Genomic DNA, 23,464 nt, shown 5'->3' on the forward strand with positions numbered 1-23,464 from the left:
TCAGACCAGCACCAGGTTGTCGCGGTGGATCAGTTCCGGTTCATCGACATAGCCAAGGATGGATTCGATGCGATCGCTCGGCTGACCGATGATGCGCCGCGCCTCCTCGGCGGCATAGTTGACCAGGCCGCGTGCCACCTCCGTGCCGTCCGGCCCAAGGCAGCTGACCAGCTCGCCGCGGGCGAAGTCCCCCTCCACCTGTGTCACCCCCACCGGCAGCAGACTGCGCCCGGCCTGGCGCAGCACCTCGACCGCCCCGGCATCCAGCCGCAGCCGGCCGCGCACCGTGAGCTGCCCGGCCAGCCACTGCTTGCGCGCCGCCAGCGGCTCGCGGGCCGGTTTGAGCAGGGTGCCGAGCCTTTCGCCGGCCGCGACACGCGCCAGCACCTCCGGCTCGCGACCGGAGACAATCAGGGTACTGGTCCCGGAACGCGCCGCGCGCGCCGCGGCCCGCACCTTGGTCAGCATACCGCCCCGGCCAAAGCTGCCGCTGCCACCGGCCATCAGTAGCAGCCGCTCGTCCTCCGCCTCGGCCTCCTCCACCAGGCGGGCATCCGGCTGGTGACGCGGATCGGCGTCGAACAGGCCGGCCTGGTCGGTGAGGATGACCAGCAGATCGGCCTCCACCAGGTTGGCCACCAGCGCGGCCAGGGTGTCGTTGTCGCCGAAGCGGATCTCCTCGGTGGCCACGGTGTCGTTCTCGTTCACCACCGGCACCACCCCCAGCCGCAGCAGCGCCCGCAGGGTGCTGCGCGCATTCAGATAGCGCTGCCGGTCGGCGAGGTCGTCGTGGGTCAGCAATACCTGGGCGGCATGATAGCCGTGGCGCTGGAAGGCCGATTCGTACGCCTGCACCAGACCCATCTGGCCCAGCGCGGCCACCGCCTGCAACTCGTTGAGGGCATGCGGGCGCTCGCGCCAGCCGAGTCGGCACATGCCCTCGGCCACCGCGCCGGAGGACACCAGCAGCAGCTCGTGGCCGGCGCGGCGCAGCTCGGCCATCTGCGCCACCCAGCCGCCGATGGCCTCCAGATCCAGGCCCTGGCCGTCGTTGGTCAGCAGGGCGCTGCCGATCTTCACCACCCAGCGGCGGCTGGCGCCGAGTTGCCGGCGGTCCCTCATTGCTCCGCGCCCCCGCCTTCCGCCTCGGCGAACGGCGCCGCCTCCGGCGTGGCATCGAGTTGCTCGAGGTGCTGCATGATCCGTTGCGTCAGCGCCTCGGTGCCCTCCCCCGTCACCGCCGAGATACGGAACACCGGCCCGCTCCAGCCGAGGCCCTCGACGATGGCAGCGCAGACCACGTCGCGCTGGTCCGCCGGCAGCAGGTCGATCTTGTTCAGCACCAGCCAGCGCTCGCGGCCAGCCAGTTCCGGACTGTATTTCTCCAGCTCACGCACGATCTTGTGCGCCTCCGCCACCGGGTCACTGCCGTCTGCCGGCGCCACGTCGATCAGGTGCAGCAGCAGCCGGGTCCGGGCCAGGTGCTTGAGGAAGCGGATGCCGAGACCGGCCCCCTCCGCCGCCCCCTCGATCAACCCGGGGATGTCGGCCACCACGAAACTCTGATGGGCACCGACGCGCACCACGCCGAGGTTGGGATAGAGAGTGGTGAAGGGATAGTCCGCCACCTTGGGCCGGGCGGCGGAAATGGCGCGGATCAGGGTCGACTTGCCGGCATTGGGCAGGCCCAGCAGGCCGACGTCGGCCAGCAGCTTCAGCTCCAGGCGCAGGCTGCGCTGCTCGCCCGGCGTGCCCGGCGTGGACTGGCGCGGCGCGCGGTTGGTGGAGCTCTTGAAGCGCGCATTGCCGATGCCGTGCCAGCCGCCCTGGGCGACGCGCAGTTTCTGCCCGGCCTCGACCAGATCACCGATCAGCTCACCGGTCTCCTCGTCGTAGACCATGGTACCCACCGGCACCCGCACCACCAGATCCTCGCCCTTCTTGCCGGTGCAGTTGCGTCCCCGGCCGTTCTCGCCGCGCTGGGCGTTGAAGCTTCGCTCGTAGCGGAAATCGACCAGGGTGTTGATGCTCTCGTCGGCCAGCAGATAGACGCTGCCGCCATCGCCGCCGTCACCGCCATCCGGACCGCCCAGCGGAATGTACTTCTCGCGGCGGAAACTGACGCAGCCATTGCCGCCGTCACCGGCCGCCACCTTGATTGTCGCTTCGTCTACGAATTTCATATTAACCCGGCAACCAAATAGGTCGCGTTCAGGACTTCAGGCCTGTTCCGGGACAAGGCGCGGCCCGCCGGCAAGGGTCGGTCACCTTGTCAAGGGCCGCAACGCCGTAACGGGACAGGCCTGAAGCCCCGGCCATTATAATTCAATAGGTTCGGCCGCCGTGCAGCCGTCGGCGGACGGCGTTATCGAACCTTGCCGTAGAAAGACTACGGCAGCGTTTCGATGCCTTGCCGCAGACGGCTGCACGGCGGCTGAATACGATTTATTTGGTTGCCGGGTTAACAGGCTGTTGAAAAAGTCTCTGGCGAGTGCGAGACAAGGCAAAAAATGGCGAAAAAGCGCAGTTTACATGGTCGTAAATGAGCATTTTGAGCCATTTTTTAACGCCGTATCGTGCCGTCAGAGAGTTTTTCAACAGCCTGTTAATAATGAAAAAGCCCCGCGGCGAGGCGGGGCTCCGAATCTGCCGGCTCGCATGTAGGGCGGCTTATTCGGCCGCCACCACGTCGACGAACTTGCGGTTGCGCGAACCCCGCACCACGAAGCGGACCTGACCGTCGGCCTTGGCATAGAGGGTATGGTCACGGCCGCAGCCGACGTTGACACCGGGATGAAAGTGGGTGCCACGCTGGCGGATGATGATGTTGCCGGCCTTGACCACCTCGCCACCGAAGCGCTTCACGCCCAGTCGCTTGGATTCCGAATCGCGGCCGTTGCGAGTGCTGCCGCCTGCCTTTTTATGTGCCATGGTAGCCTTACCTCTGCGCTCTGTTTATGCGGAAACGTCGGTGATTTCCAGTTCGGTATAGTACTGGCGATGACCCTGGCGCTTCATGTGGTGCTTGCGCCGGCGGAACTTGATGATCTCGACCTTCTTGCCGCGACCCTGGGCCGTCACCTTGGCCGTCACCTTGCCGCCCTCGACATAGGGCCGGCCCAGCTTGACGTCCTCGCCATCTGCAACCATCAGGACCTGGTCGAACTCGACCGCATCGCCCTCGGCGGCATCGAGCTTCTCCACCCGCAACTTGTCGCCGGGCGCAACGCGGTACTGCTTACCACCGGTCACGATCACTGCATACATGACTCAAATCTCCAAAAATCCGGTTAGTTGCCTGCCCCGGCCTCACCTGGGGGGACGGGCGCTGAAAGGGGGCACATTCTATAGACTGGCCACGATCAGGTCAATCCGCTTTTCACTGGTGCCGGACGGGGTTGCCGGGTACACTAGGGCCGCGTCGGCGAAGGTGGCCACGGCAGACCGTTGCCCCGCCCGCCCGCAACCCCTGGAGCCCATCAGCAGCAAGCCTGACCGCATGCGTGAGCCACTAAGAAATCCCAGCCATTTCATGTCGTTGGATGAAATCCGCGACCTCACTGCGAGCGACATGGAGGCCGTCAACCGCCTCATCCAGGAGCGGCTGCGCTCCGACGTGCTGCTGATCAACCAGCTCGGCCTGTACATCATAAACAGCGGTGGCAAGCGGCTGCGCCCGCTGCTGGTACTGCTCGCCGCCAATGCCTGCGGCTACCGCGGCACCCATCACATCAACCTGGCCGCCATCGTCGAATTCATCCACACCGCCACCCTGCTGCACGATGACGTGGTCGACGCCTCCGAACTGCGCCGCGGCCGCGACACCGCCAACGCCATCTGGGGCAACGAGGCCAGCGTGCTGGTCGGCGACTTCCTCTACTCCCGGGCCTTCGAGATGATGGTCGAGGTCGGCAGCATGCCGATCATGGAAGTCATGGCCCACACCACCAACACCATCGCCGAGGGCGAGGTGATGCAGCTTTTGAACTGCAACGACCCGGACACCACCGAGGGGCGCTACATGGAGGTGATCCGCAGCAAGACCGCCAAGTTGTTCGAGGCCGCGGCCCGCATCGGCGCCATGCTCGGCGGCCAGCCGCCGGCGGTGGAGACGGCCCTCAGCCACTACGGCATGCATCTCGGTACCGCCTTCCAGCTGGTCGACGATGTGCTCGACTACAGCGCCGACGCCGAGGCCATCGGCAAGAACATCGGCGACGATCTGGCCGAGGGCAAGCCCACCCTGCCGCTGATCCATGTGCTGCGCACCGGCAGCGAGGCGGAAAAGGCCGTGGTCCGCGAGGCCATCGAGAAGGGCGGTCGGGATCTGATCGAACCGGTCCAGGCAGCCATTGAATCCACCGGTGCCATCGCGTACACTGCGCAATCCGCGCGCACGGCGGCCAACCAGGCGATGGAAGCACTGACCCAGCTTCCGGCCTCGCCTTACCGGGACGCCCTCTATGCGCTGGCGGATTTTTCAGTCAGCCGCAGCTACTGAAAAAACATCATCCTCGGGGTGTAGCTCAGCCTGGTAGAGCACTGTCTTCGGGAGGCAGGGGTCGCTGGTTCGAATCCAGTCACCCCGACCAATTCCAGGGTTCCACACGCGATGAACCGAACCGGTCAAGCGACCGGCGTCGTGGAACCCGCCGATTCCACCCTGCCTCCAATCGCCCAGCCCCAACCATCCCGCCACACAGCATGCGGGGTCCGGCTGCGTGTTCCGTGGCCATCTTCCCAGACATGGGGGCCAGGGCCGCGGCACCCCGAAAATTGCGGCGAACCTTTAAATCCCCACCGGCGACTAAATATTAATGGGGTAATCAGCATCATCCGACCAGCCATTAGAAAAGGAGCAAGCCATGCTGAGCCCGGAACAGATCAGGCACTTCGAATCCATCCTCAACCAGCGTTACGCCGAGCTGCGCGAGGCCATCCGCCAGGCCCTGCTCGAATCCGACGATCAGCGCTTCATCGAGCTGGCAGGGCAGGTGCACGACCTGGAGGAGCTGTCCGTGGCCGACCTGCTGGTCGATCTGAACTACGCCAGGATCGACCAGTTGCTGGCCGAACTGCGCGACGTGGAGGACGCCCTGCGCCGCATCCGCGAGGGCACCTACGGCTTGTGCATCGACACCGGCGAGCCGATCGAACTGGATCGACTGGAGGCCAACCCCACGGCCAAAAGGACCGCCAGGGCCCAGGCGCTATACGAAAAGACCCACGCAGGCCACAGCGCCCCGAGTCTCTGAACCCGGCCATGGCCGCCGCCCCCATCCACGACCTGCCGGAGCTGCGCCAGCGGACGGGGGTGTTCCATGACCGCGAGGCGGCGGGACGGGTGCTGGCACAGATGCTGGAATCCTGGCACGGCAGCAATGCCCTGGTCCTTGGCATCCCCGCCGGCGGCGTGCCGGTCGCGGCCGGGATGGCCCGGGAACTCGGGCTGCCGCTGGATGTGGCCGTGGTCAGCAAGATCCTGCTGCCCTGGACCAGCGAGGCCGGTTTCGGCGCGGTTGGCTTCGATGGCACGGTATGGATCAATCCGGAGTACGTCGCGCATTACGGCCTGGACGCCGAAACCATCGAACGCCAGACCCGGGCCGCCGTGGAGAAGGTCCGCCGCCGGGTGGCCCGTTTCCGCGGCCGGCACCCCTGGCCCGATCTTCGCCAGCGACCGGTCATCCTGGTCGACGATGGCCTGGCCGCGGGTTCCACCCTGCGGGTCGCCGCCCAGGCGCTGCGCCGCCAGGGCGCGTCACCGCTGATCATCGCCATACCCACCGGCCCGGCCAGTTCTCTGACTGCCCTGGCAGATCAGGCCGACGAGATCTATTGCGCCAATGTGCGCAGCGGCCCCTACTTCGCAGTGGCCGATGCCTACCAGCACTGGACGGACGTCAGCGAGGAAGAGGTCGAGGCGCTGCTGCAGACCTTCCAGAGCGCAGAGGGCGCATGAGCCGGCCGTGCACCAGGCGCGGCCGGCCCATGCGGATCAACGATCGTAGGGCGGCGTGGCGGTGATGCGGTGGATGCTGAGATCCGCGCCCTCGTATTCCTCCTCCTGGGTGAGGCGCAGGCCGAGCACCGCCTTGAGCAGGCCATAGACGACGAAGCCGCCACCGAGTGCGATGGCCACGCCGAGTGCAGTGCCGGCGAGCTGCGCAGCGAAGGTCACGCCCCCCAGGCCACCCAGTGCCTCCAGACCGAAGATGCCGGCGGCGATGCCGCCCCAGGCACCACAGAGGCCATGCAGCGGCCAGACGCCGAGCACGTCATCGATCTTCCACCTGTTCTGGGTGAGGGTGAAGGTCCAGACGAACAGCCCGCCGGCCACGGCACCGGTCACCAGGGCACCCAGCGGGTGCATGAGATCGGAACCGGCGCAGACCGCCACCAGGCCGGCAAGTGGCCCGTTGTGCACGAAGCCCGGGTCGTTGCGGCCGGCGATCAGCGCCGCCAGGATGCCACCGACCATGGCCATCAGCGAATTGACCGCCACCAGGCCGCTGATGGCGTCGATGGTCTGGGCCGACATGACGTTGAAACCGAACCAGCCGACGCTGAGCACCCAGGCGCCAAGCGCCAGGAAGGGAATGCTCGACGGCGGGTGGGAGTACATCTCGCCGTTCTTGCCATAGCGGCCATGGCGCGGGCCGAGCAGCAGCACCGCCGCCAGCGCGATCCAGCCACCCATGGCGTGCACCACCACCGAGCCGGCGAAATCGTGGAAGCCTGCGCCGAAGCGGCCCTCGATCCACTCCTGGATGCCGAAGTTGCCGTTCCAGGTGATGCCCTCGAAGAAGGGATAGACCAGCGCCACCAGGGCAAAGGTCGCCAGCAGCTGGGGGTTGAAGCGGGCGCGCTCGGCGATACCGCCGGAGATGATCGCCGGGATGGCAGCCGCAAAGGTCAACAAAAAGAAGAACTTGACCAGCTCATAGCCGTTCTTCTCGGTCAGCGCCGCGGCGCCCTGCATGAAGTCCATGCCATAGGCGATGCCGTAACCGATGAAGAAATAGGCGATGGTCGAGACCGCGAAGTCACTGATGATCTTGACCAGGGCATTGACCTGGTTCTTTTCCCGGACCGTCCCCACCTCGAGGAAGGCAAAGCCTGCGTGCATGGCTAGCACCATGATGGCGCCTAGAAGGATAAAGAGGACGTTGGTACCGGCTTGCAGTTGTTCCATGACTCTCCTCGCTGGTTGGTTACGGTCTTTCGATTCACGGGTCTCGGCGCTTGCTCAGAACCCGTGCCTGACCGCTACACCTCGAAGCACAGGAGCGCCGAACGGCGCCTAGTATACATTCCCTGCACCATTGGAGGGCAATTGGCGGAATCCGGCCAGGCTGGATGCTCCAGCCCGGATATTGCACCAAGGATTCGATGCTCAGGGCGAATCCGGCCAAGCAGCTTGGGCGATCGCCCGCCGATTCAGTTGCCGGGTTAATAACACCACGCCAATCGCGGCCTGGAGGCCGCTCCTGCCATGGTGCTGCCATGCCCCGTAGGAGCGGTCTCCAGGCCGCGATACCCGGAGTCAATCGAACAGCCTGCACGCCGATCATGCGGGCCGCCTTGGCGCAATATCCGGGCCAGGATGGCGTCAGGCCGCGCCGTCCCCGTCCCTCACCCAGAGGGCCGCGAGGGCATCGGCACCGGCGTCCTCCAGGCGACGGCCCTCGGCCGCGAGACGCGCCTCGAGCCCCTCGACGCGCTGCTCGAAATCGCGATTGGCCTCGCGCAGCAGATGCTCGGGATCCAGCCCCTGCTGGCGCGCCAGCCCGGCGGCATGAAACAGCAGTTCGCCCAGCGCCGCCCCGGCTGCCGGGCCGCCGCCCTCGCCAAGGGCCCGACGCAACGCATCGAGACTGGCCTCGAGAAGCGGCTGCTGCGGCCGATCGGCCTCCGGCACGGCCCGCGCCAACCGCCGCTGCAGCTTGGCCGCCCGGGTCAGGGCCGGCAGTGCCTGGGGGATGTCGTGCAGCACCCCCGCCCTGCCACCGCTGCGCGCCTCGCGCTCGGCCGCCTTGCGCCGTTCCCAGTCCAGGGTCTGCTGCTCGGCGTCCGCCACCCGGGCATCGGCGAAGACGTGGGGATGACGGCGCACCAGCTTGTCGGCGATCGAACGCGCGACATCCTCGAAACCGAAGCGCCCCTGTTCCGCCGCCAGCTGGGCGTGGAACACCACCTGAAAGAGCAGATCGCCGAGCTCCCCGCACAGCTCGTCGAAGGCGCCACGCTCGATGGCGTCGGCGACCTCGTAGGCCTCCTCCAGGGTGTAGGGGACCAGGCTGCGGAAATCCTGCTGCCTGTCCCAGGGACAGCCACCCTCGGGATCGCGCAACCGGCGCATGATCTCGAGCAGGTGCCGCATGGGGTCGTCGGCGGGTGAGGCGTGGGGTGGTGATGGTTTCATGCCGGTCTCCAGAATCGAGGGAGCGCCGGACATCTTACCTGCATCGGCCCGCCGGCACAGGCAGGCCGCGGGGAAAGGGGTCAGCAGAAACGCGGCTGGGGGTGACTGCTCGCCTGCAGACGGGCGTCCTCGATGAACACCCGACCGGCCTCGCGCCGCCCACCCCGCCCTGCGAGCAGGGCGACGAACAGCCCGCCCGCGCCACGCTCGACCCGCAGTCGCAGGCCCACCCCGCCGGGGGGACGCGGGCCGTCCTGGCGGCGGAACAACAGACCCAGGCAGCGACCCGCCTCGGCCGCCGCCTGCAGACGCCGCAGGCGCGGGCCATCGCCGGTCAGCGGCCAGGCCAGGACGGCGCCACAGGTACCGGAACGCAGGGTGCGCTCGACCGCGTCGAGACCATCCCCGTCGGGACGCGGATGGATCATCAGCTGATGGTCGGGCACCACCCCGGCGAGGCCCAGCGCCGGCGCATAGGGGACATAGGGGGGCGCCACCCAGGCGATCCAGCGTCGCTGCCGGCTGAGAGTGGCCAGCGCCGGCAGCACCAGCTGCAGGACACCGATGCCCTCGCGCGGCACCAGCAGCTCGATGAGGCCGGCACGCGGCCAGCCACCGGACGGCAACAGCGCATCCAGGGCCTCGAAGCCGCTGGGGATGCCGTCCGCCGCCAGCGGCCGCTGCGCGGCCAGCAGGGAGGGAACCGGGGGATGCCGCTGCAGGCTCACTGGAGACGCCCGTTGCGCAGCACACCCACGCCGAGGCCCTCGATGACCAGCTCCTGCTCGCGCAGGTCGACCTCGATGGGCTGGAATTCCGGGTTCTCCGGCAACAACCGGACCTTGTTGCCGCGCCGCTGGAAACGCTTCACCGTCACCTCGTCGTCCAGCCGGGCGACCACGATCTGGCCGTTGCGGGCCTCCGGCGTGCGGTGCACGGCGAGCAGATCACCGTCCATGATGCCGATGTCACGCATGCTCTCTCCCCGCACACGCAGCAGATAGTCGGCCGGCGGGTGGAACAACGCCGGGCTGAGTTCGTAGTGTTCCTCGATATGTTCCTCGGCGAGGATCGGGCTGCCGGCGGCGACCCGGCCGACCACCGGGATACCGCTCGCCTCCAGCAGACGGATGCCGCGCGAGGAACCGGGCATCAGTTCGATGTAACCCTTGCGCTCCAGGGCGCGCAGGTGATCCTCGGCCGCGTTGGGCGAACGGAAGCCGAAGGCCTCGGCGATCTCGACCCGGGTCGGGGGGGTGCCGTATTCGCTGAGGAAATCACGGATCAGGTCGAGGATCTCGGCTTGGCGCTGGGTCAGGTCGGACATTGGATCGCCTACTGGTTGCCTGTACAGGTACTGGAAGTATATACAGCCTGGCGCCAAAGGCAAGTCATGGCGGCCACAGGACCGCCCTCGGCCGGATGTCACCTCTAACCCGGATATTGCACCAAGGATTCGATGCTCAGGGCGAGGCTGGCAAAGGAGGTTGGGCGATCGCCCAAAAAACCATGGCCGTCGCTATGGCTTGAGGGGGATCGCCCAAGATGCACAGCCAGAGTCGGCCTGACATCGGATAGGCGCAAACTGTAACCCACCGGGGGGCCTTCCATGGCCATGGCGTCCCTGTATTACAGCACGAACCCCATTCATGCCAGCCGCCTTGGTGCAATATCCGGGTTAACAGCCTGTCGGACTCAGGACTGATCTACCGCGCGGGCGGGAGAGCGGCCCGAATCTCCCCGATTTCTCGTTGCGTAGTGCCCACGATGCGCCTCGAAATCGTGAAAATTTGTGCTCGCTCTCCCGCCCTGGCCGCTGCGATTGCCTAAATCCGACCGACTCCTGGGGCCTGTTAACACCACGCCAATCGCGGCCTGGAGGCCGCTCCTACCAGGGTGCCGCCATGCCCCGTAGGAGCGGCCTCCAGGCCGCGATCCACGGCGGGTCCAGGCACGCCATCACCCAGGGTCCTGATGCAATATCCGGGCTAGCTAGCAACCTGTCGGACTCAGGACTGATCTGCTGCGCGGGTGGGAGAGCGGCCCGAATCTCCCCGATTTCTCGTTGCGTAGTGCCCACGATGCGCCTCGAAATCGTGAAGATTCGTTCGCTCTCCCGCCCTGCCCGCTGCGATCGCCTAAGTCCGACAGGCCGTTAGCCCGGCGACAATCGACATACTAGGGCGTGTTAACACTAATCAGTGCGTCGACAATCAGTGCGAAATGAATGAAGAAGATGAAAACGCAATCCAGTTTGTCGAATCGCGAGAAGATCCGGCGAAAACCCTTCAGCCGACGAAACAGCCGTTCGACCTCGTTGCGTTTCTTGTACATCTCTTTGTCATATTCCCACACGCTCAGCCGATTGTTTTTGGGCGGGACGACAGGAAGCATTTCAAGTTCCAATACCAACTGGCGCGTTTCATCGCCTTCGTAGGCTTTGTCCATAATGACATGCGTCCCCTCCCATCCTTTATTTTCAAGGGTTTTCAGCAGCTTTCTTCCCTCCGGCGCATCACCTGCCTGACCAGGAGAAAGCGAGAACGTCACGGCTGTTCTGGCGTCAGCCGCAACCATGTGAATTTTGGTTGTCCAGCCCGCGCGCGATTTACCAATCGATTGTGGACCGTTTTTTTTAATGCGCCCGTTCCATCAGGATGCACTTTGACAGCTGTGCTATCGAGCGATACATGATCCACCTGAATGTTGATGACATCGTTTTCCTGCAGTGCGGCGAACACATGATCCAGGACGCCTTTCTTGGCCCACCGGTTGGCGCGCGTGTAAATCGTATGCCAATTGCCGAACTTTTTCGGTAATCCTCGCCATTTGCAGCCGTGTTCCGCGACATACAAAATGGCATTGAGTACCTGTAAATTGGATATGGAAACGTTACCCCGCTGTTTTGGCAGTAACTTTTCGATGACTTTGAATTCTGCTGATGTAATTTTCATGGATGTAGTATATCAGCATTAGTGTTAACACGCCCTAAGACAAACGATAACAAAGCCTCATTCAGCGGATCTCTGGTCGATCAGCCCGCAAGGCGCAATGGCGCCGGCAGGGTGATTCCCTGTCAAGCCATTGCAACGTTGCGGATGGCCGTCCAGAGGCCCGCCCGCAGGGAGCTTGCCAGGCGCCCCGGCTCTGCGTTGTGCCCCTTGGCAAGGGCGGGCCATTCCCTGCGGAGCACGCCTTGATCCGGGGCGCCTGGCAAGCTCTGAATGAGGCTTTGTTATCGTTTGTCTTAGTATTTACGATTCGCGTATGACAACTTGGTACAATGAGTGCCGGGCGCAACCCGACGCAAACCCCCGGAACCCCTGACATGAACAGACTGATACTGATCCTGCTGCTCCCCCTCTGCCTGCTGAGTACCGCTCTTGCCGCCGAGACCGCCGAGGAAAAGGGGCTGGCCATCGCCGAGGAGATGGACCGGCGCGACACCGGCTGGGGCGACCAGACGGCACGCATGGAGATGATCCTGCGCAACCGGCGCGGCGACGAGAGCCGCCGCCAGATCCGCGTCCGTACCCTGGAGGTCGAGAACGATGGCGACAAGAGCCTGACCATCTTCGACCATCCCCGCGACGTCAAGGGCACGGCCTTCCTCAGCTACACCCATGCCCTGAAGCCGGACGAACAGTGGCTCTATCTGCCGGCGCTGAAGCGGGTCAAACGCATCGCTTCACGCAACAAGTCCGGCCCCTTCATGGGCAGCGAGTTTGCCTACGAGGACATGACCTCCCAGGAGGTACCGAAGTACAGCTATCGCTTCCTGCGCGAGGAGGAAGTCGGCGGCCGCAAGACCCTGGTCATCGAACGCTATCCGCAGTACGAGTACTCGGGCTACACCCGTCAGGTGGTGTGGATCGACAGCGGGATGTACCGCCCGGTCAAGGTCGAGTTCTATGACCGCAAGGACAGCCTGCTGAAAACCCTCACCCTGAGCGGCTATCATCGTTACCTGGACCGCTACTGGCGACCGGACGAGATGCACATGATCAATCACCAGACCGGCAAGCAGACCACCCTCAGGTGGTCCGACTACCGCTTCCGCACCGGTCTGACGTCCAGGGACTTCGACAAGAACAGCCTGAAGAGGGCACACTGAGTGCCGGCGGCTTATCATGGGCGGCATGGTCGCGCGGGGGAAGGAGGAAACCATGACTGAGCACCTCGGCAGACGACGGCTGACGATCGCCCTCGCCGGCCTGTTGCTGCTCGCCCCCGCCGGTGCTGCCCTTGCCGACTACGTGGTCCAGGTCGGCGCCTTCACCAGCGCCGACAATGCGGCGCGGGTGGTGAAACGGCTGCGAGGGCTGGGTCTTGCCGAGATCCGGCAGGTGACCCTGCCCGGCATGGAGCCGCGGCTGCATGCCGTGCTGGTCGGCCCGGTCGAGGAACTGGACCTCGCCCGGCGGCTGCAGAACCGCCTGGCCAACGCGGGCTGGCCGGGCTTCGTCCGCGACTATCCCCTGCCCGGACTGCCGCCTGCCGCAACGACCCCTTCCCGGAATCCGCCGCCCGCCGCAGCCTCCAGGCCGACGCCACCCGCACCGTCTCCGCCACCACAGCGGGGCACGACGGTCAGCGAATGGTCGGGCCACGTGGCGCTGGAAGCCCGCCTATTCCCCCACGACGCCCTGGCCCCACGGCAGCATGACGGCCTCAACCTGTCTGTCGCCCTGGAACCCGAATACTATCGCGAGTGGGATCACGGTCGGCAGAGCTTCACCTTCGTTCCCTTCCTGCGCCTCGACAACCAGGACCCGGAACGCAGCCATGCCGACATCCGCGAACTGACCTGGCTGAAAGCGGCCGACGACTGGGAACTGCGCGTCGGCATCCGCAAGCTGTTCTGGGGAGTGACCGAATCCGTGCACCTGGTGGACATCATCAACCAGGTCGATCTGGTGGAGAACATCGACACCGAGGACCGCCTCGGCCAGCCGATGGTCAACCTGGCGCTGATCCGCGACTGGGGGACGCTCGACCTGTTCCTGCTGCCGGGTTTCCGCGAACGGACCTTCGCCGGTCGCGAGGGACGGCTGCGCACCATCCCCTACGTCGACACCAGCCGCACCGAATATGAATCCGCCGCCGGCCGGCGGCATGTGGACGCCGCCATCCGCTGGTCCCACAGCCTCGGCGACTGGGACATCGGCCTGGCCCACTTCTACGGCACCAGTCGCGAGCCCACCCTGCGCCTCGACAGCAGCGCTTCCAGTCCGGTCCTGACCCCCTACTACCCGATCATCAACCAGACCAGCCTCGATCTGCAGGCGACTCTCGGCAACTGGCTGTGGAAGCTGGAGGGCTACAGCCGCAGCGGCCAGGGTGACCGTTACACCGCGGCGGCGGGCGGCTTCGAATACACCTTCGTCGGCATCTTCGACACGGTGCTGGATCTGGGAGTGATTGGCGAATACCTGTTCGATGACCGCAATAACGACGCACCGACCCTGTTCGAGGACGACCTGATGCTCGGCATGCGCCTGGCGCTGAACGACGTGCAGTCCTCGGAACTGCTGTTCGGCGTGGTCGTCGACCGCGACGACCGCCGCCAGCGTTTCTACAACCTGGAGGCCAGCCGGCGCCTCGGCGACCGCTGGAAACTGAGCCTGGAGGCGCGCGTCTTCACCGGCCTGAAGGCCGGCGACCTGTTCGGCGGACTGCGCAACGACGACTATCTGCAGGCCGAGATGGCGTATTTCTTCTAGGAGCTAGAAAGGGTGGGCGCGCTCACCCACCTCCTGACTCCCGGCTTCCAGCTTCCAGCTTCTAGCTTCTAGCTTCTAGCTCCTAGGGCGTGTTAACACTAATGCTGATATACTACATCCATGAAAATTACATCAGCAGAATTCAAAATCATCGAAAAGTTACTGCCAAAACAGCGGGGTAACGTTTCCATATCCAATTTACAGGTACTCAATGCCATTTTGTATGTCGCGGAACACGGCTGCAAATGGCGAGGATTACCGAAAAAGTTCGGCAATTGGCATACGATTTACACGCGCGCCAACCGGTGGGCCAAGAAAGGCGTCCTGGATCATGTGTTCGCCGCACTGCAGGAAAACGATGTCATCAACATTCAGGTGGATCATGTATCGCTCGATAGCACAGCTGTCAAAGTGCATCCTGATGGAACGGGCGCATTAAAAAAACGGTCCACAATCGATTGGTAAATCGCGCGCGGGCTGGACAACCAAAATTCACATGGTTGCGGCTGACGCCAGAACAGCCGTGACGTTCTCGCTTTCTCCTGGTCAGGCAGGTGATGCGCCGGAGGGAAGAAAGCTGCTGAAAACCCTTGAAAATAAAGGATGGGAGGGGACGCATGTCATTATGGACAAAGCCTACGAAGGCGATGAAACGCGCCAGTTGGTATTGGAACTTGAAATGCTTCCTGTCGTTCCGCCCAAAAACAATCGGCTGAGCGTGTGGGAATATGACAAAGAGATGTACAAGAAACGCAACGAGGTCGAACGGCTGTTTCGTCGGCTGAAGGGTTTTCGCCGGATCTTCTCGCGATTCGACAAACTGGATTGCGTTTTCATCTTCTTCATTCATTTCGCACTGATTGTCGACGCACTGATTAGTGTTAACACGCCCTAACTTCCAGCTCCTAACTTCCACCCCTCCCGCCGCGGCAATCGCAGCGCGGCGAGCAGCAGCAGGATCAGCCACCAACTGCCATCGGCCTCGGCGCGGCTGCCGAGGACGCAGCCGCCGCCCCCGCCAGCGGAGACCGCAACGCCCAGCGTATCATCGCCGCTATCACTGGCCGCGGGTGCGGCGACACCGCCCGGATCCTGGATCGTGCCGTTGGCCCGGCCATCGGCATCGTTCGGCCCGCCGTCTTCCAGAGTCAACTGCACGCACAAATGGCCGGGCGTCAGGCCGTCGACGTATTCCCCGCTGCCGGGCGCGGGGCAGCTGCCGTCGACGCCGCCCGGCGCCGAGGCGACGCGGTTGCGGCTGTCGATGACGAAATCGCTCCAGCCCTGCTCCGGATGGTACTTGCGGTACACCGCCCCGGCCGGCACCGGCACCTGCTGCGGCAGTACCACGCGCACCGACTGGCCCTGTTCACTGAGCCCGTCGATCTCGAAGTCGAAGATGCCGCCAGGATAGGACAGTGTCTCCTCGGCATTGCCCGGTGCCTCGCCGTTGCGGCCACCATGGCGGATCACGTCATCCAGCCGGATCCGGCCGGCGTTGCGGCCAGCCGCCAGGGCCGTGCCGCCGAGCCGCATGTTGAGGCCGGCCTCGGCGTGCAACAGACCGCGCTCGACGTCCCCGACCTCGCCCTGCAGCAGATTGCGGCTGTCGAGGGCATCCAGATAGTCCGGGATACCGTCCTCGTCGCTGTCGCCGCTGCCCTCGTCGGCATCCGGCTGGCCGTCGGCATCACTGTCGATGAGGGGGCTCAGCTGCGGCGCCTCCGCTTCGACCTGCAACAACAGTTCAGTCACCACCGAGGCGCTCGGCGTGCCGTCGTCGCTGACCTTGAGGCTGATCCGGTACAGCCCGGGGGTGAGCTGAGCCGGATCGAAGACAAAACGCTGGCTGTCCATGGCCTGGGTCGAAACCAGGCTGTTGTCGGACAGGCTCCAGTCGTAGCGGTGGCTGTCACCGGGGTTGGGATCGATCACCGTGGCGCTGACCGTGACCGGCCCCTGATCCCGATAGACGCGGCGTACCGCCAGCCCGGCCTGGCGGGCCTTGAGCATGGCGCGCGGGCGGACATTGTTCTCGGTGATGGTGATGCGATGCTGCAGCCGGCTGCCGGGCACGGCATTGACCGGCGTACCCAGGGTAACCAGCAGGGTCTCGTCACCCTCCCCGCCGAAACCGTCGTCGACGATGTCGAAGCCGAAGCTGCCGCTGGTACCGCTGTCGATGCGGATCACCCCATCCACGGCGTCATGATCCGCGGGATTGAGCGCTGTGCCGGAGAGCCGATAGGGCACGCGCACCGGATAGCTGGCCGCCTCGCCACTGAGATGGACGGTGACGGTCGCCCGGCTACCCTCACTCAGCACCTGGTCGACGGCGACGTCGACCCGCGGTTCGACGATCACCACCTGGGTGGCCGTGCTGCGGTTGCCGGCGGCATCGGTGGCCGTCCAGGTGACGAGGTGCCGACCGCTGGTGAAGGGACCGCGGTCGTCGACCACCGCCTGGAGCTGGCGACTGACAGCGTCGCTGACGCTGGGCGTGCCCAGTTCCACCTCGGTCAGATGGCCGCTGGCGCCGACTCGGATATCGGGCGGCGGGACGAGACTCGGCGCCGTGGTGTCCTGCACCCGGACCTGCTGGATGGCGGTGCCGCGATTGCCGGCACTGTCGGTGGCACTCCAGACGACCTGGTGGGTGCCGACCGTGAAGGGGCCGCTGCTGCTCGGCGTGGCGCTCAGGCTGCCGTCCACGTCGTCGCTGGCGCTGGCACTGCCCAGGGACACTGCGGTCAGCGGACCGCTGGCCTCGACCAGAATGTCCGGCGGCGCGGTCACCCGGGGCGGTGTCAGGTCGCTGAAGGACACGACCAGGGTCTGCACCGCCGTGCCGGTGTTGCCGGCGCTGTCGGTGGCGCTCCAGACGATCTGATGGGTGCCGACCGTGAAGGGACCGCTGCTGCTCGGCGCGGCGCTCAGGCTGCCGTCCACCAGATCGACGGCGCTGGCATTGCCGAGATTGACGCTGGTGCTGCTGCCGCTGGCCTGCACGGTCAGATCGGCGGGCGCCGTGACCTGCGGCGGCGTGGTATCGCGCACCGTCAGCGTCTGGGTCGCGGTGCCGGTGTTGCCGGCGCTGTCGGTGGCGCTCCAGACGATCTGATGGGTGCCGACCGTGAAGGGACCGCTGCTGCTCGGCGTGGCGCTCAGGCTGCCGTCCACGTCGTCGCTGGCGCTGGCACTGCCCAGGGACACCGCGGTCAGCGGACCGCTGGCCTCGACCACGCGATCGGCCGGAGCCACCACCACCGGGGGCGTGGTGTCCGCCACGGTGACGTTGACGGCGGCACTGCTGCTGTTGCCGGCGGCGTCATACGCATAAGCGGTCAGGGTCCGGCTGCCGGCACCGCTGACCGAGGTGTTCCAGCTGAACTGGTAGGGCGCGGTTAGATCGGTGCCGAGCAGACTGCTGCCGACATAGAGTTCGACCCGCTGCACACCGACATTGTCGCTGGCGGTGACGGTAACGGTCAGGGTGCCGGAGACGCTGGCATTGGCGACCGGGGAACTGATGGCGACGCTGGGGGCCTGGGCATCGCCACCCTGACCCTGCCGGGCCCGCGCCACGGCGGCCGCGGCATCCACCCGACCATGGCCGTAGCGTTTGTCCCAGCCGGCGCTGCCGAGTTCCCTGGCGGTCTCCTCGAGGATCTGCTCCACCTCGTCCGGAGTCAGGCTGCTGTCGGCGGCGAGCACCAGGGCGGCGACGGCGGCCGTTGCCGGGCTGGCGAAGGAGGTACCGGAGGCGGTGGCATAGCCGCCGCCCTTGGCCGTGGTCCACAGCGAGACGCCGGGGGCGGAAACGTCCACGTAGTTGCCATAGCTCGACCAGCTGGCCAAGGCGTCGTCCTTGCGGGTGGCGGAGACCGAGATCATGTAGGGTGAATCCGCGTAGAACTGCTCGCTGCCACTGTTACCGGCCGCGACCACCACCACGCCACCCTTGCTGCGCATATACTGGGCGGCGTTGGCGATGATGCTGCTGGAGCTGACGTCATAGCTGATGTTGGCCACCCGCGCGCCGTGGTCGGCCGCCCAGGTCAGACCGCGGGCGATGTCGCTGAAATAGGCCACGCCATCACTGGCATTACTGACCCGGATGGGCATGATGCGGGCATTGGGCGCGATCGAGGCGACCCCCATGCCATTGTTGGTGAGGGCGCCGATGACACCGGCGACCTTGGTGCCGTGACCGTTGAGATCACTGTAGTCGTTCCCCTGGTCGACGGCGTTCCAGCCGCTGACCAGCTTGCCCTGGAAGTCCTCGTGACTGGCGAGGATGCCGGTATCGAGCACCGCCACGGTGATGCCATCGCCCATGGAACCGTCCCAGGCCTGCGGCAGGTTCATGGTCTGCAGGTGCCAGGCCGAGCCGTACTTGGTGTCGTCGGGAATGAAGGTCAGCGACACCTGCATGTCGCGCTCGGCCAGGGCCACACCCGGCTCATCCAGCAGTTCCTGGACCACGGCCTGCTCGGCCCCCGGCGGCAGCTCCACTACGTGGGTATGGATGGCGGGCAGATACTCCCGGCTCCGGCCGCCATAGAAATCCACCGCATCCTCCAGTTGCCGGCTGTCCGCCCCGGCCTGCATCTGCACCAGGATGCGTCCTGGCGCTGCGCTCGGCGTGGTGGCAACGAAGTCACCACGCACCGGTTCCGCGGCCGAGAGGGGCGCCCTGCCGAAGACCACCAGCAGAGCCAGGCCCGTGAGCCTGGCCGGGTGGTTGCGTAACAGGAGATGGGAAAGGAAGGAGAGGCAAGACAGAACGCGGCTGATTGTCATGGGATCCGGATTCACTCACTGCGGAACGGGTGTGTTCCATGTTGTCGCGGATCCACAGCGGCAGACGTGACCGGGTTTGAACTCCAGGCAACGGAGTTTGTGATGCAGCTCTCGCTGCCGGCAAAGGCGGGAGAAAAACTGTGAACGGGATCGCAGGGCGGCGGGAATCAGGACCCCGGGAAGAAACTACACCTCGATCGCGGCGGAGGCCGCTCCTACGACGAGGCAGGGTGGCACGATGTGATGTAGGAGCGGCCTCCAGGCCGCGATGCCCGCCCTTCTGACTTCTGACTTCTGACTTCTGACTTCTGACTTCTGACTTCTGACTTCTGACTTCTGACTTCTGACTTCTGACTTCTGACTTCTGGCTTCTGGCTTCCGACTAAAACCTTTCCACCGGCCAGACGTAGTCCTCGCCCAGACCCGTCTCCAGGGTAGTCTCGACCACGAAGCGTGCCACCTGGCGGGCCGAGAAATGCATCATGTAGTAGTCACGCCCGGCGCGGGCAATGGTCCGCCGCCGTTCGTCGTCGGCAGCCAGTTCCACAACCCTGTCGCGCAGATCGTCGTGACCGGAGAAGAACACCGCCCGCTCCTCACCGAAGAAGCACTGCAGGCCACTGTCCTGGTGCAGCAGGGCAAGGATGCCGTTGCCCATCAGTTGTGCCAGGCGATCCGAGGAATAGAGCGGCTGCTCCTGCTTGTTGATGTTGATCGCCATGCGGGTCCGTGCCAGTACGCTGAAATAGTCGTAGCCGGTGATCTTCGGCCGGCCGAGGATGCCGTACACCTCGAAGCGCAACGCCGGCGGCAGGGAGCTCTGCAACTGCTGCATCAGCCGGGTACGCGGCAGCTCGTTACCGCCGGTGCCGCAGAACAGCAGATCGATATCGAGATCCTCGCGTGCCGAGTTGTCGAGGCATTCCACCGAGGGATCGGCCGGATTCGGCAGATAATGCACCGGCGCCGCCCCCTGCCGCGCCAGCTCGTGCAACATGGGCCCCGCCATGGTCACGAACAGGCGGTCACAGACGGACAGCCGCTGCACCTGATGTGCGCGGTTGTCCTCGGAGAACAGGGGATCGCAGGTGTAACAGGCAATGCGCGTCGCCGGCCAGCGACGGCGCAGGGTCTCGAGGGTGGCATTGGGAATCTTGCGCGAATTGCTGAAGATCACCAGATCGGGGCGGAAGTTGTCGACCGTCTCCAGCAGCCGCCGGTTGACCGCCGCTATCCCCAGCCGGCTGATGCCGAGCGGTGCCTCGAACTTGGCGACGTCCTTGTCGCTGAACTCGTAGACACAGTAGTCGTTGCGCAACAGGCCGTAGACCATCTTGCGCTCGAAGGTGTTGGGCAACTGGCCATAGCGCTTCAGACCGAGGTCACCGACGTGAAGGATACGGATCATGGAAGGGCCGTGTGGGGTGCTCGAAGGATTGGTGCCGACGGAGGGACTTGAACCCCCAACCTACTGATTACAAATCAGTTGCACTACCAGTTGTGCTACGTCGGCCGGGTCTGGCGTGAGCCGGCATTGTAGGCAATCGCCCCGTTGCAGGCAATTCGCCCGGCGGCTATTCACAGGCCAGCGGCTGACGATGCACGCCGGGATGGCTGTCCAGGAACGCTGCCCAGCGCGCCGCCTCCCAGCCGGTCCCGGACTGCGCCTCGATATCCAGCCAGTGGATCTTCTGCAGCCGGTAACGGACCTCCAGCTTGGGCCGATAGCCGAGCGCGCGGATCTCCTGCTGGCGCTTCTCGGCCGTTGCCTGATCGCGGTAGATACCGAGGGAGACGAAGTTCTCACGGCCGATGAAGTAGTCCTTGACGCCCTTCTGCACCAGTTCCTCCACCGTCGCCTCGGCTTCTTCACGCGACATCTCCGGCAGATAGACCCAGAAGCCGGCCGGTTGCTGGATCTCGGAAACGCGCTGGACCGCACGCCAGCCCCCGGCCTCGAGGGTGCGTGCCGCCGCCTCGGCCGCCGCAGCGCTGTCGAAAGGCCCCACGCTGTGACACAACCGTCGGGGCGGTTCGGGAACGGACGGTTCCGGCGCCGCGTCGGGCAGCTCGTCCGTCACCCCAGCCGGGGGCTGCTGCCGTGGCTCCGCCGCTCCGGCGGAAGGGGGCACCGCTGCCTCTGCCGTCGCGACCGGCTCGGCCTCCGGCACCGGGGTCGCACCTTCCCCGGCAGCGGATTCATCGCTCTGCCTCTGCGCCTGCCGCGGATCGACTGCCACCGATGCCGGCGGCCGTGCAAGTGGGGGACGTTCACTCAGCAGCTGAAGGCGCGCCACATGGGCTGGCCGGGGTGGCACCTCCACCTCGGCCACCATCGGCTGCAGATCAGGCCGCGCCTGCAGCCAGGCAAACACCAGCAGATTGGCCAGCACCAACAGCAGGAGAAGGGGTTTCATGTGTCAATGTCGTGCCCGGCAGCCGCCGCGGGGACGGGTGTCGCTGTCTCTGCCGCCTCTGCCGCCTCTGCCGTCTTGATGCCAGACGCATCGGAAGCCGCCGCCTCGGGCGGCTGCGCCACGTCGGCCGCCGATTGCGCAGGCCGCTCCGGCTCGCCGGGGACTTCCGATACCTCGGCATCCGACGAGGGTTCGGTTCCTTCGCTGACCTCTGGCTGGCCGGCAGCCTTCTGCTGTTCGGCGCCGCCACCCTGCACAGCGCGTTCCTGGCATTTGTCAGTGCGCGGCGGCTCGGCGGCTTCCTGCAGCTCGGCATCGACCAGCCGCGCCAGCCCCTTCAGCACCAGGCGGGGCTCGTGACGGGTCGGCACACTCAGCAGCTCGCGCAGCTGTTCGGCGTCGCCCCCCGTCAGAAGGCAGCGCAGACGGCCGCCGAGTTCGGCACGCAGATCACCGAGGATACGGTCGAGGGTGGCGACGGCAGCATACAGGGTGCCGGCGATGATGGCCTGTCCCGTGTCGCTGGCGAGCAGGGTCTGGGGCGGCTCGGTCTGATCCAGCGCCGGCAGCTCGCCAATGCCCTCCGTGCCCTCCACCAGCGAGCGACGCATCAGTGCCAGGCCCGGAAGGATCAAGCCACCGAGATGACACCCCTGGGCGGAGAGAGCATCGATGGTGATCGCGGTCCCGCAATCGACCACGCAGACAGGACCGCGGACGCTGGCCCGCGCCGCGACCAGTGCCAGCCAGCGGTCGACACCCAGACGCTTGGGATCGGCATAGGCGTTGCGGACACCGAGGCCCTCGGCGCTGGACTGGACGAAACGCGGAGTGAGTTGCCAGTTGCGCTTCATCCAGGCCGTCAGGGAACGCCGCAGGGTGTCGCCGGCGACGTTGGCGACATACACCGCCCGGGGTGTCTCCAGATCGGCCCAGGCATCCCGGACGAGGTCCTTGGTGGGACCGGCGGCCCGGTCGAGAGCGCCGTTGCGGGTGAATTTTCCGGCCTCGTAGCAGGCCCATTTGAGGCGCGAGTTACCCGCGTCTATCAGTAGAATCATGGTGTCATCCGTAAGCTGACCTCACCCGAGGCGAAGCGGCGTGGCTGACCGTCCACCTGGACGAGCAACGCACCACTGTCATCGATGCCGCTGGCCCGGCCGGCAAGCACGGCGTCGGGCAGATGCAGCTGCACGGCCCGTCCGGCGACCAGGTCGTGGTCCCGCCATTCGTCGAGGAAGACCGCCAGGCCTTCCTGCTCATAACGGACCAGCACCTCGATGAGGTCATTCAAAATCTGTCCGGCCACCTGATTACGTGACAGGGGCCGGTGTGAAAGACGATGCAGATCGACCCAGGGCTGATCGATGGCGCTGGCCGCGTCGGGCGGCATGCGCACGTTGAGGCCGACGCCGATCACCGCGGAACAGGGTCCCGCCGACTCGCCGGCCATCTCCACCAGCACCCCGGCCAGCTTGCCCTGCCGGCAGATCAGGTCGTTGGGCCACTTCAGTCCCGCCCCCTCGACACCCAGGCTGCGCAGACTGCGCATCAGGGCCACGCCGACAGCGAGGCTCAGCCCCCCCAGCTGGGCCGGCCCGCAGGGAAAGCGCCAGAGCAGGGACAGATACAGGTTGCTGCCGAAGGGCGACACCCAGCGCCGCCCGCGGCGCCCGCGGCCGGCCGTCTGACGTTCGGCCAGACAGGCCGTACCGCCGGCGGCCCCCTCCCGCGCCCGCTGCCGCAGGCGGTCGTTGGTCGAACCCAGCTCCGTGTGCAGTTCCAGGGCACTCAACCGGTCCCGCATCGGCTGCGAAATTGCAGCGATGATGCGGGCTTCGTCGAGCAATTCCAGTGGCTCGGCCAGACGATAACCTCGCCCGCGGACCGCCTGGACATCCAGCCCCATGCCACGGATGGCCTTCAGGTGCTTCCACACGGCGGCCCGGCTGATGCCGAGCAGCGATCCAAGATCCTGTCCCGAATGAAAACGCCCGTCGGCCAGTATCCGCAGCAAGCGGTAGCGCATCGTCATGCGGGGGAGTTTAGCACAACCCACTGAATCACAATGGCACCCATGCCTTTGCGAGACCGCG

20 protein-coding genes and 2 tRNA genes are annotated in these 23,464 nt (G+C 65.7%); 7 read left to right on the plus strand and 15 right to left on the minus strand.

Translation table 11 applies throughout. From position 1 onward, the window contains the following. From proB to rplU, 4 genes are all read right to left on the minus strand, one after another. Positions 1 to 1,122 carry a glutamate 5-kinase gene (gene proB / locus QVG61_RS11470; RefSeq protein WP_289930779.1) on the minus strand — a complete coding sequence of 374 codons (1,122 nt, stop codon included), beginning with the start codon at positions 1,120 to 1,122 and terminating at the stop codon, positions 1 to 3. Beyond that, positions 1,119 to 2,183 (minus strand): Obg family GTPase CgtA, encoded by a 1,065-nt coding sequence (gene cgtA, locus QVG61_RS11475; RefSeq protein ID WP_289930780.1) that lies wholly within the window; start codon positions 2,181 to 2,183, stop codon positions 1,119 to 1,121. The genes proB and cgtA overlap by 4 nt, the downstream gene beginning before the upstream one ends. 487 nt (positions 2,184 to 2,670) lie before the next feature. Beyond that, a complete protein-coding gene (rpmA, locus tag QVG61_RS11480) occupies positions 2,671 to 2,931 on the minus strand; it encodes a 50S ribosomal protein L27 (RefSeq protein WP_289930781.1) in 261 nt (86 codons plus the stop codon). A gap of 24 nt (positions 2,932 to 2,955) precedes the next feature. Continuing rightward, positions 2,956 to 3,267, minus strand: a complete 312-nt coding sequence (gene rplU / locus QVG61_RS11485) for a 50S ribosomal protein L21 (protein WP_289930782.1) — start codon at positions 3,265 to 3,267, stop codon at positions 2,956 to 2,958. Positions 3,268 to 3,532: 265 nt separating this feature from the next. Here rplU and ispB point away from each other — a divergent pair, with 265 nt between their 5' ends. From ispB to QVG61_RS11505, 4 genes are all read left to right on the plus strand, one after another. Then, positions 3,533 to 4,501 carry an octaprenyl diphosphate synthase gene (gene ispB, locus QVG61_RS11490; protein WP_289930783.1) on the plus strand — a complete coding sequence of 323 codons (969 nt, stop codon included), beginning with the start codon at positions 3,533 to 3,535 and terminating at the stop codon, positions 4,499 to 4,501. A gap of 14 nt (positions 4,502 to 4,515) precedes the next feature. Beyond that, positions 4,516 to 4,592 (plus strand) — tRNA-Pro (locus tag QVG61_RS11495). Positions 4,593 to 4,865: 273 nt separating this feature from the next. Beyond that, positions 4,866 to 5,255 carry a TraR/DksA C4-type zinc finger protein gene (locus tag QVG61_RS11500; protein ID WP_289930784.1) on the plus strand — a complete coding sequence of 130 codons (390 nt, stop codon included), beginning with the start codon at positions 4,866 to 4,868 and terminating at the stop codon, positions 5,253 to 5,255. A gap of 8 nt (positions 5,256 to 5,263) precedes the next feature. After that, positions 5,264 to 5,962: a phosphoribosyltransferase family protein gene (locus QVG61_RS11505; protein ID WP_289930785.1), complete on the plus strand. Its 699-nt coding sequence runs from the start codon at positions 5,264 to 5,266 to the stop codon at positions 5,960 to 5,962. Positions 5,963 to 5,998: 36 nt separating this feature from the next. On the opposite strand, the gene QVG61_RS11510 is transcribed toward QVG61_RS11505, so the two are convergent. The 5 genes from QVG61_RS11510 to QVG61_RS11530 form a co-directional block, all read right to left on the minus strand. Continuing rightward, positions 5,999 to 7,195: an ammonium transporter gene (locus QVG61_RS11510; RefSeq protein WP_289930786.1), complete on the minus strand. Its 1,197-nt coding sequence runs from the start codon at positions 7,193 to 7,195 to the stop codon at positions 5,999 to 6,001. A gap of 417 nt (positions 7,196 to 7,612) precedes the next feature. Then, positions 7,613 to 8,425 carry a nucleoside triphosphate pyrophosphohydrolase gene (gene mazG / locus QVG61_RS11515; protein ID WP_289930787.1) on the minus strand — a complete coding sequence of 271 codons (813 nt, stop codon included), beginning with the start codon at positions 8,423 to 8,425 and terminating at the stop codon, positions 7,613 to 7,615. Positions 8,426 to 8,505: 80 nt separating this feature from the next. After that, on the minus strand, positions 8,506 to 9,153 hold the full coding sequence (gene imuA / locus QVG61_RS11520; protein WP_289930788.1) for a translesion DNA synthesis-associated protein ImuA: 648 nt from the start codon (positions 9,151 to 9,153) through the stop codon (positions 8,506 to 8,508). Then, positions 9,150 to 9,752 carry a transcriptional repressor LexA gene (gene lexA / locus QVG61_RS11525; protein WP_289930789.1) on the minus strand — a complete coding sequence of 201 codons (603 nt, stop codon included), beginning with the start codon at positions 9,750 to 9,752 and terminating at the stop codon, positions 9,150 to 9,152. Before lexA ends, imuA begins: the two co-directional genes overlap by 4 nt. Before the next feature lie 851 nt (positions 9,753 to 10,603). Next, a protein-coding gene (locus QVG61_RS11530; RefSeq protein WP_289930007.1) for an IS5 family transposase occupies positions 10,604 to 11,379 on the minus strand; the annotation gives its coding sequence in 2 pieces (ribosomal slippage) (positions 10,604 to 11,064 and positions 11,064 to 11,379; 777 coding nt in all). A gap of 374 nt (positions 11,380 to 11,753) precedes the next feature. Between QVG61_RS11530 and QVG61_RS11535 the strand changes: the two genes are divergently transcribed. The 3 genes from QVG61_RS11535 (at position 11,754) to QVG61_RS11545 (ending at position 15,043) form a co-directional block, all read left to right on the plus strand. Continuing rightward, complete coding sequence (locus QVG61_RS11535) at positions 11,754 to 12,539, plus strand: outer membrane lipoprotein-sorting protein (RefSeq protein ID WP_289930790.1); 786 nt, start codon at positions 11,754 to 11,756, stop codon at positions 12,537 to 12,539. A 52-nt stretch (positions 12,540 to 12,591) separates the two neighbouring features. After that, positions 12,592 to 14,148 (plus strand): SPOR domain-containing protein, encoded by a 1,557-nt coding sequence (locus tag QVG61_RS11540; RefSeq protein ID WP_289930791.1) that lies wholly within the window; start codon positions 12,592 to 12,594, stop codon positions 14,146 to 14,148. 120 nt (positions 14,149 to 14,268) lie between these two features. Beyond that, positions 14,269 to 15,043 (plus strand): IS5 family transposase gene (locus QVG61_RS11545; protein WP_289930792.1). Its coding sequence is split into 2 segments (ribosomal slippage): positions 14,269 to 14,588 and positions 14,587 to 15,043, totalling 777 coding nucleotides; the frame shifts between segments, so codons are not numbered across the junction. Here the strand turns inward: QVG61_RS11545 and QVG61_RS11550 are convergent. From QVG61_RS11550 to birA, 6 genes are all read right to left on the minus strand, one after another. Next, entirely contained in the window at positions 15,040 to 18,951 is a 3,912-nt protein-coding gene (locus QVG61_RS11550) for a S8 family serine peptidase (RefSeq protein ID WP_289930793.1), read from the minus strand. The two genes, QVG61_RS11545 and QVG61_RS11550, sit on opposite strands and share 4 nt — an antisense overlap. A gap of 382 nt (positions 18,952 to 19,333) precedes the next feature. After that, complete coding sequence (locus tag QVG61_RS11555; protein ID WP_289930794.1) at positions 19,334 to 20,359, minus strand: glycosyltransferase; 1,026 nt, start codon at positions 20,357 to 20,359, stop codon at positions 19,334 to 19,336. Positions 20,360 to 20,388: 29 nt separating this feature from the next. Next, positions 20,389 to 20,464 (minus strand) — tRNA-Thr (locus tag QVG61_RS11560). Positions 20,465 to 20,525: 61 nt separating this feature from the next. After that, the gene (locus QVG61_RS11565; RefSeq protein ID WP_289930795.1) at positions 20,526 to 21,368 is read right to left on the minus strand and encodes a hypothetical protein; all 843 of its coding nucleotides are present in this window, start codon (positions 21,366 to 21,368) and stop codon (positions 20,526 to 20,528) included. Continuing rightward, positions 21,365 to 22,429 (minus strand): type III pantothenate kinase, encoded by a 1,065-nt coding sequence (locus tag QVG61_RS11570; RefSeq protein ID WP_289930796.1) that lies wholly within the window; start codon positions 22,427 to 22,429, stop codon positions 21,365 to 21,367. Before QVG61_RS11570 ends, QVG61_RS11565 begins: the two co-directional genes overlap by 4 nt. After that, a complete protein-coding gene (gene birA / locus QVG61_RS11575; protein WP_289930797.1) occupies positions 22,426 to 23,403 on the minus strand; it encodes a bifunctional biotin--[acetyl-CoA-carboxylase] ligase/biotin operon repressor BirA in 978 nt (325 codons plus the stop codon). Before birA ends, QVG61_RS11570 begins: the two co-directional genes overlap by 4 nt. Positions 23,404 to 23,464: the final 61 nt, after the last annotated feature.

This window comes from Thiohalobacter sp. IOR34, assembly GCF_030406045.1.
Classification (GTDB): Bacteria; Pseudomonadota; Gammaproteobacteria; order Thiohalobacterales; family Thiohalobacteraceae.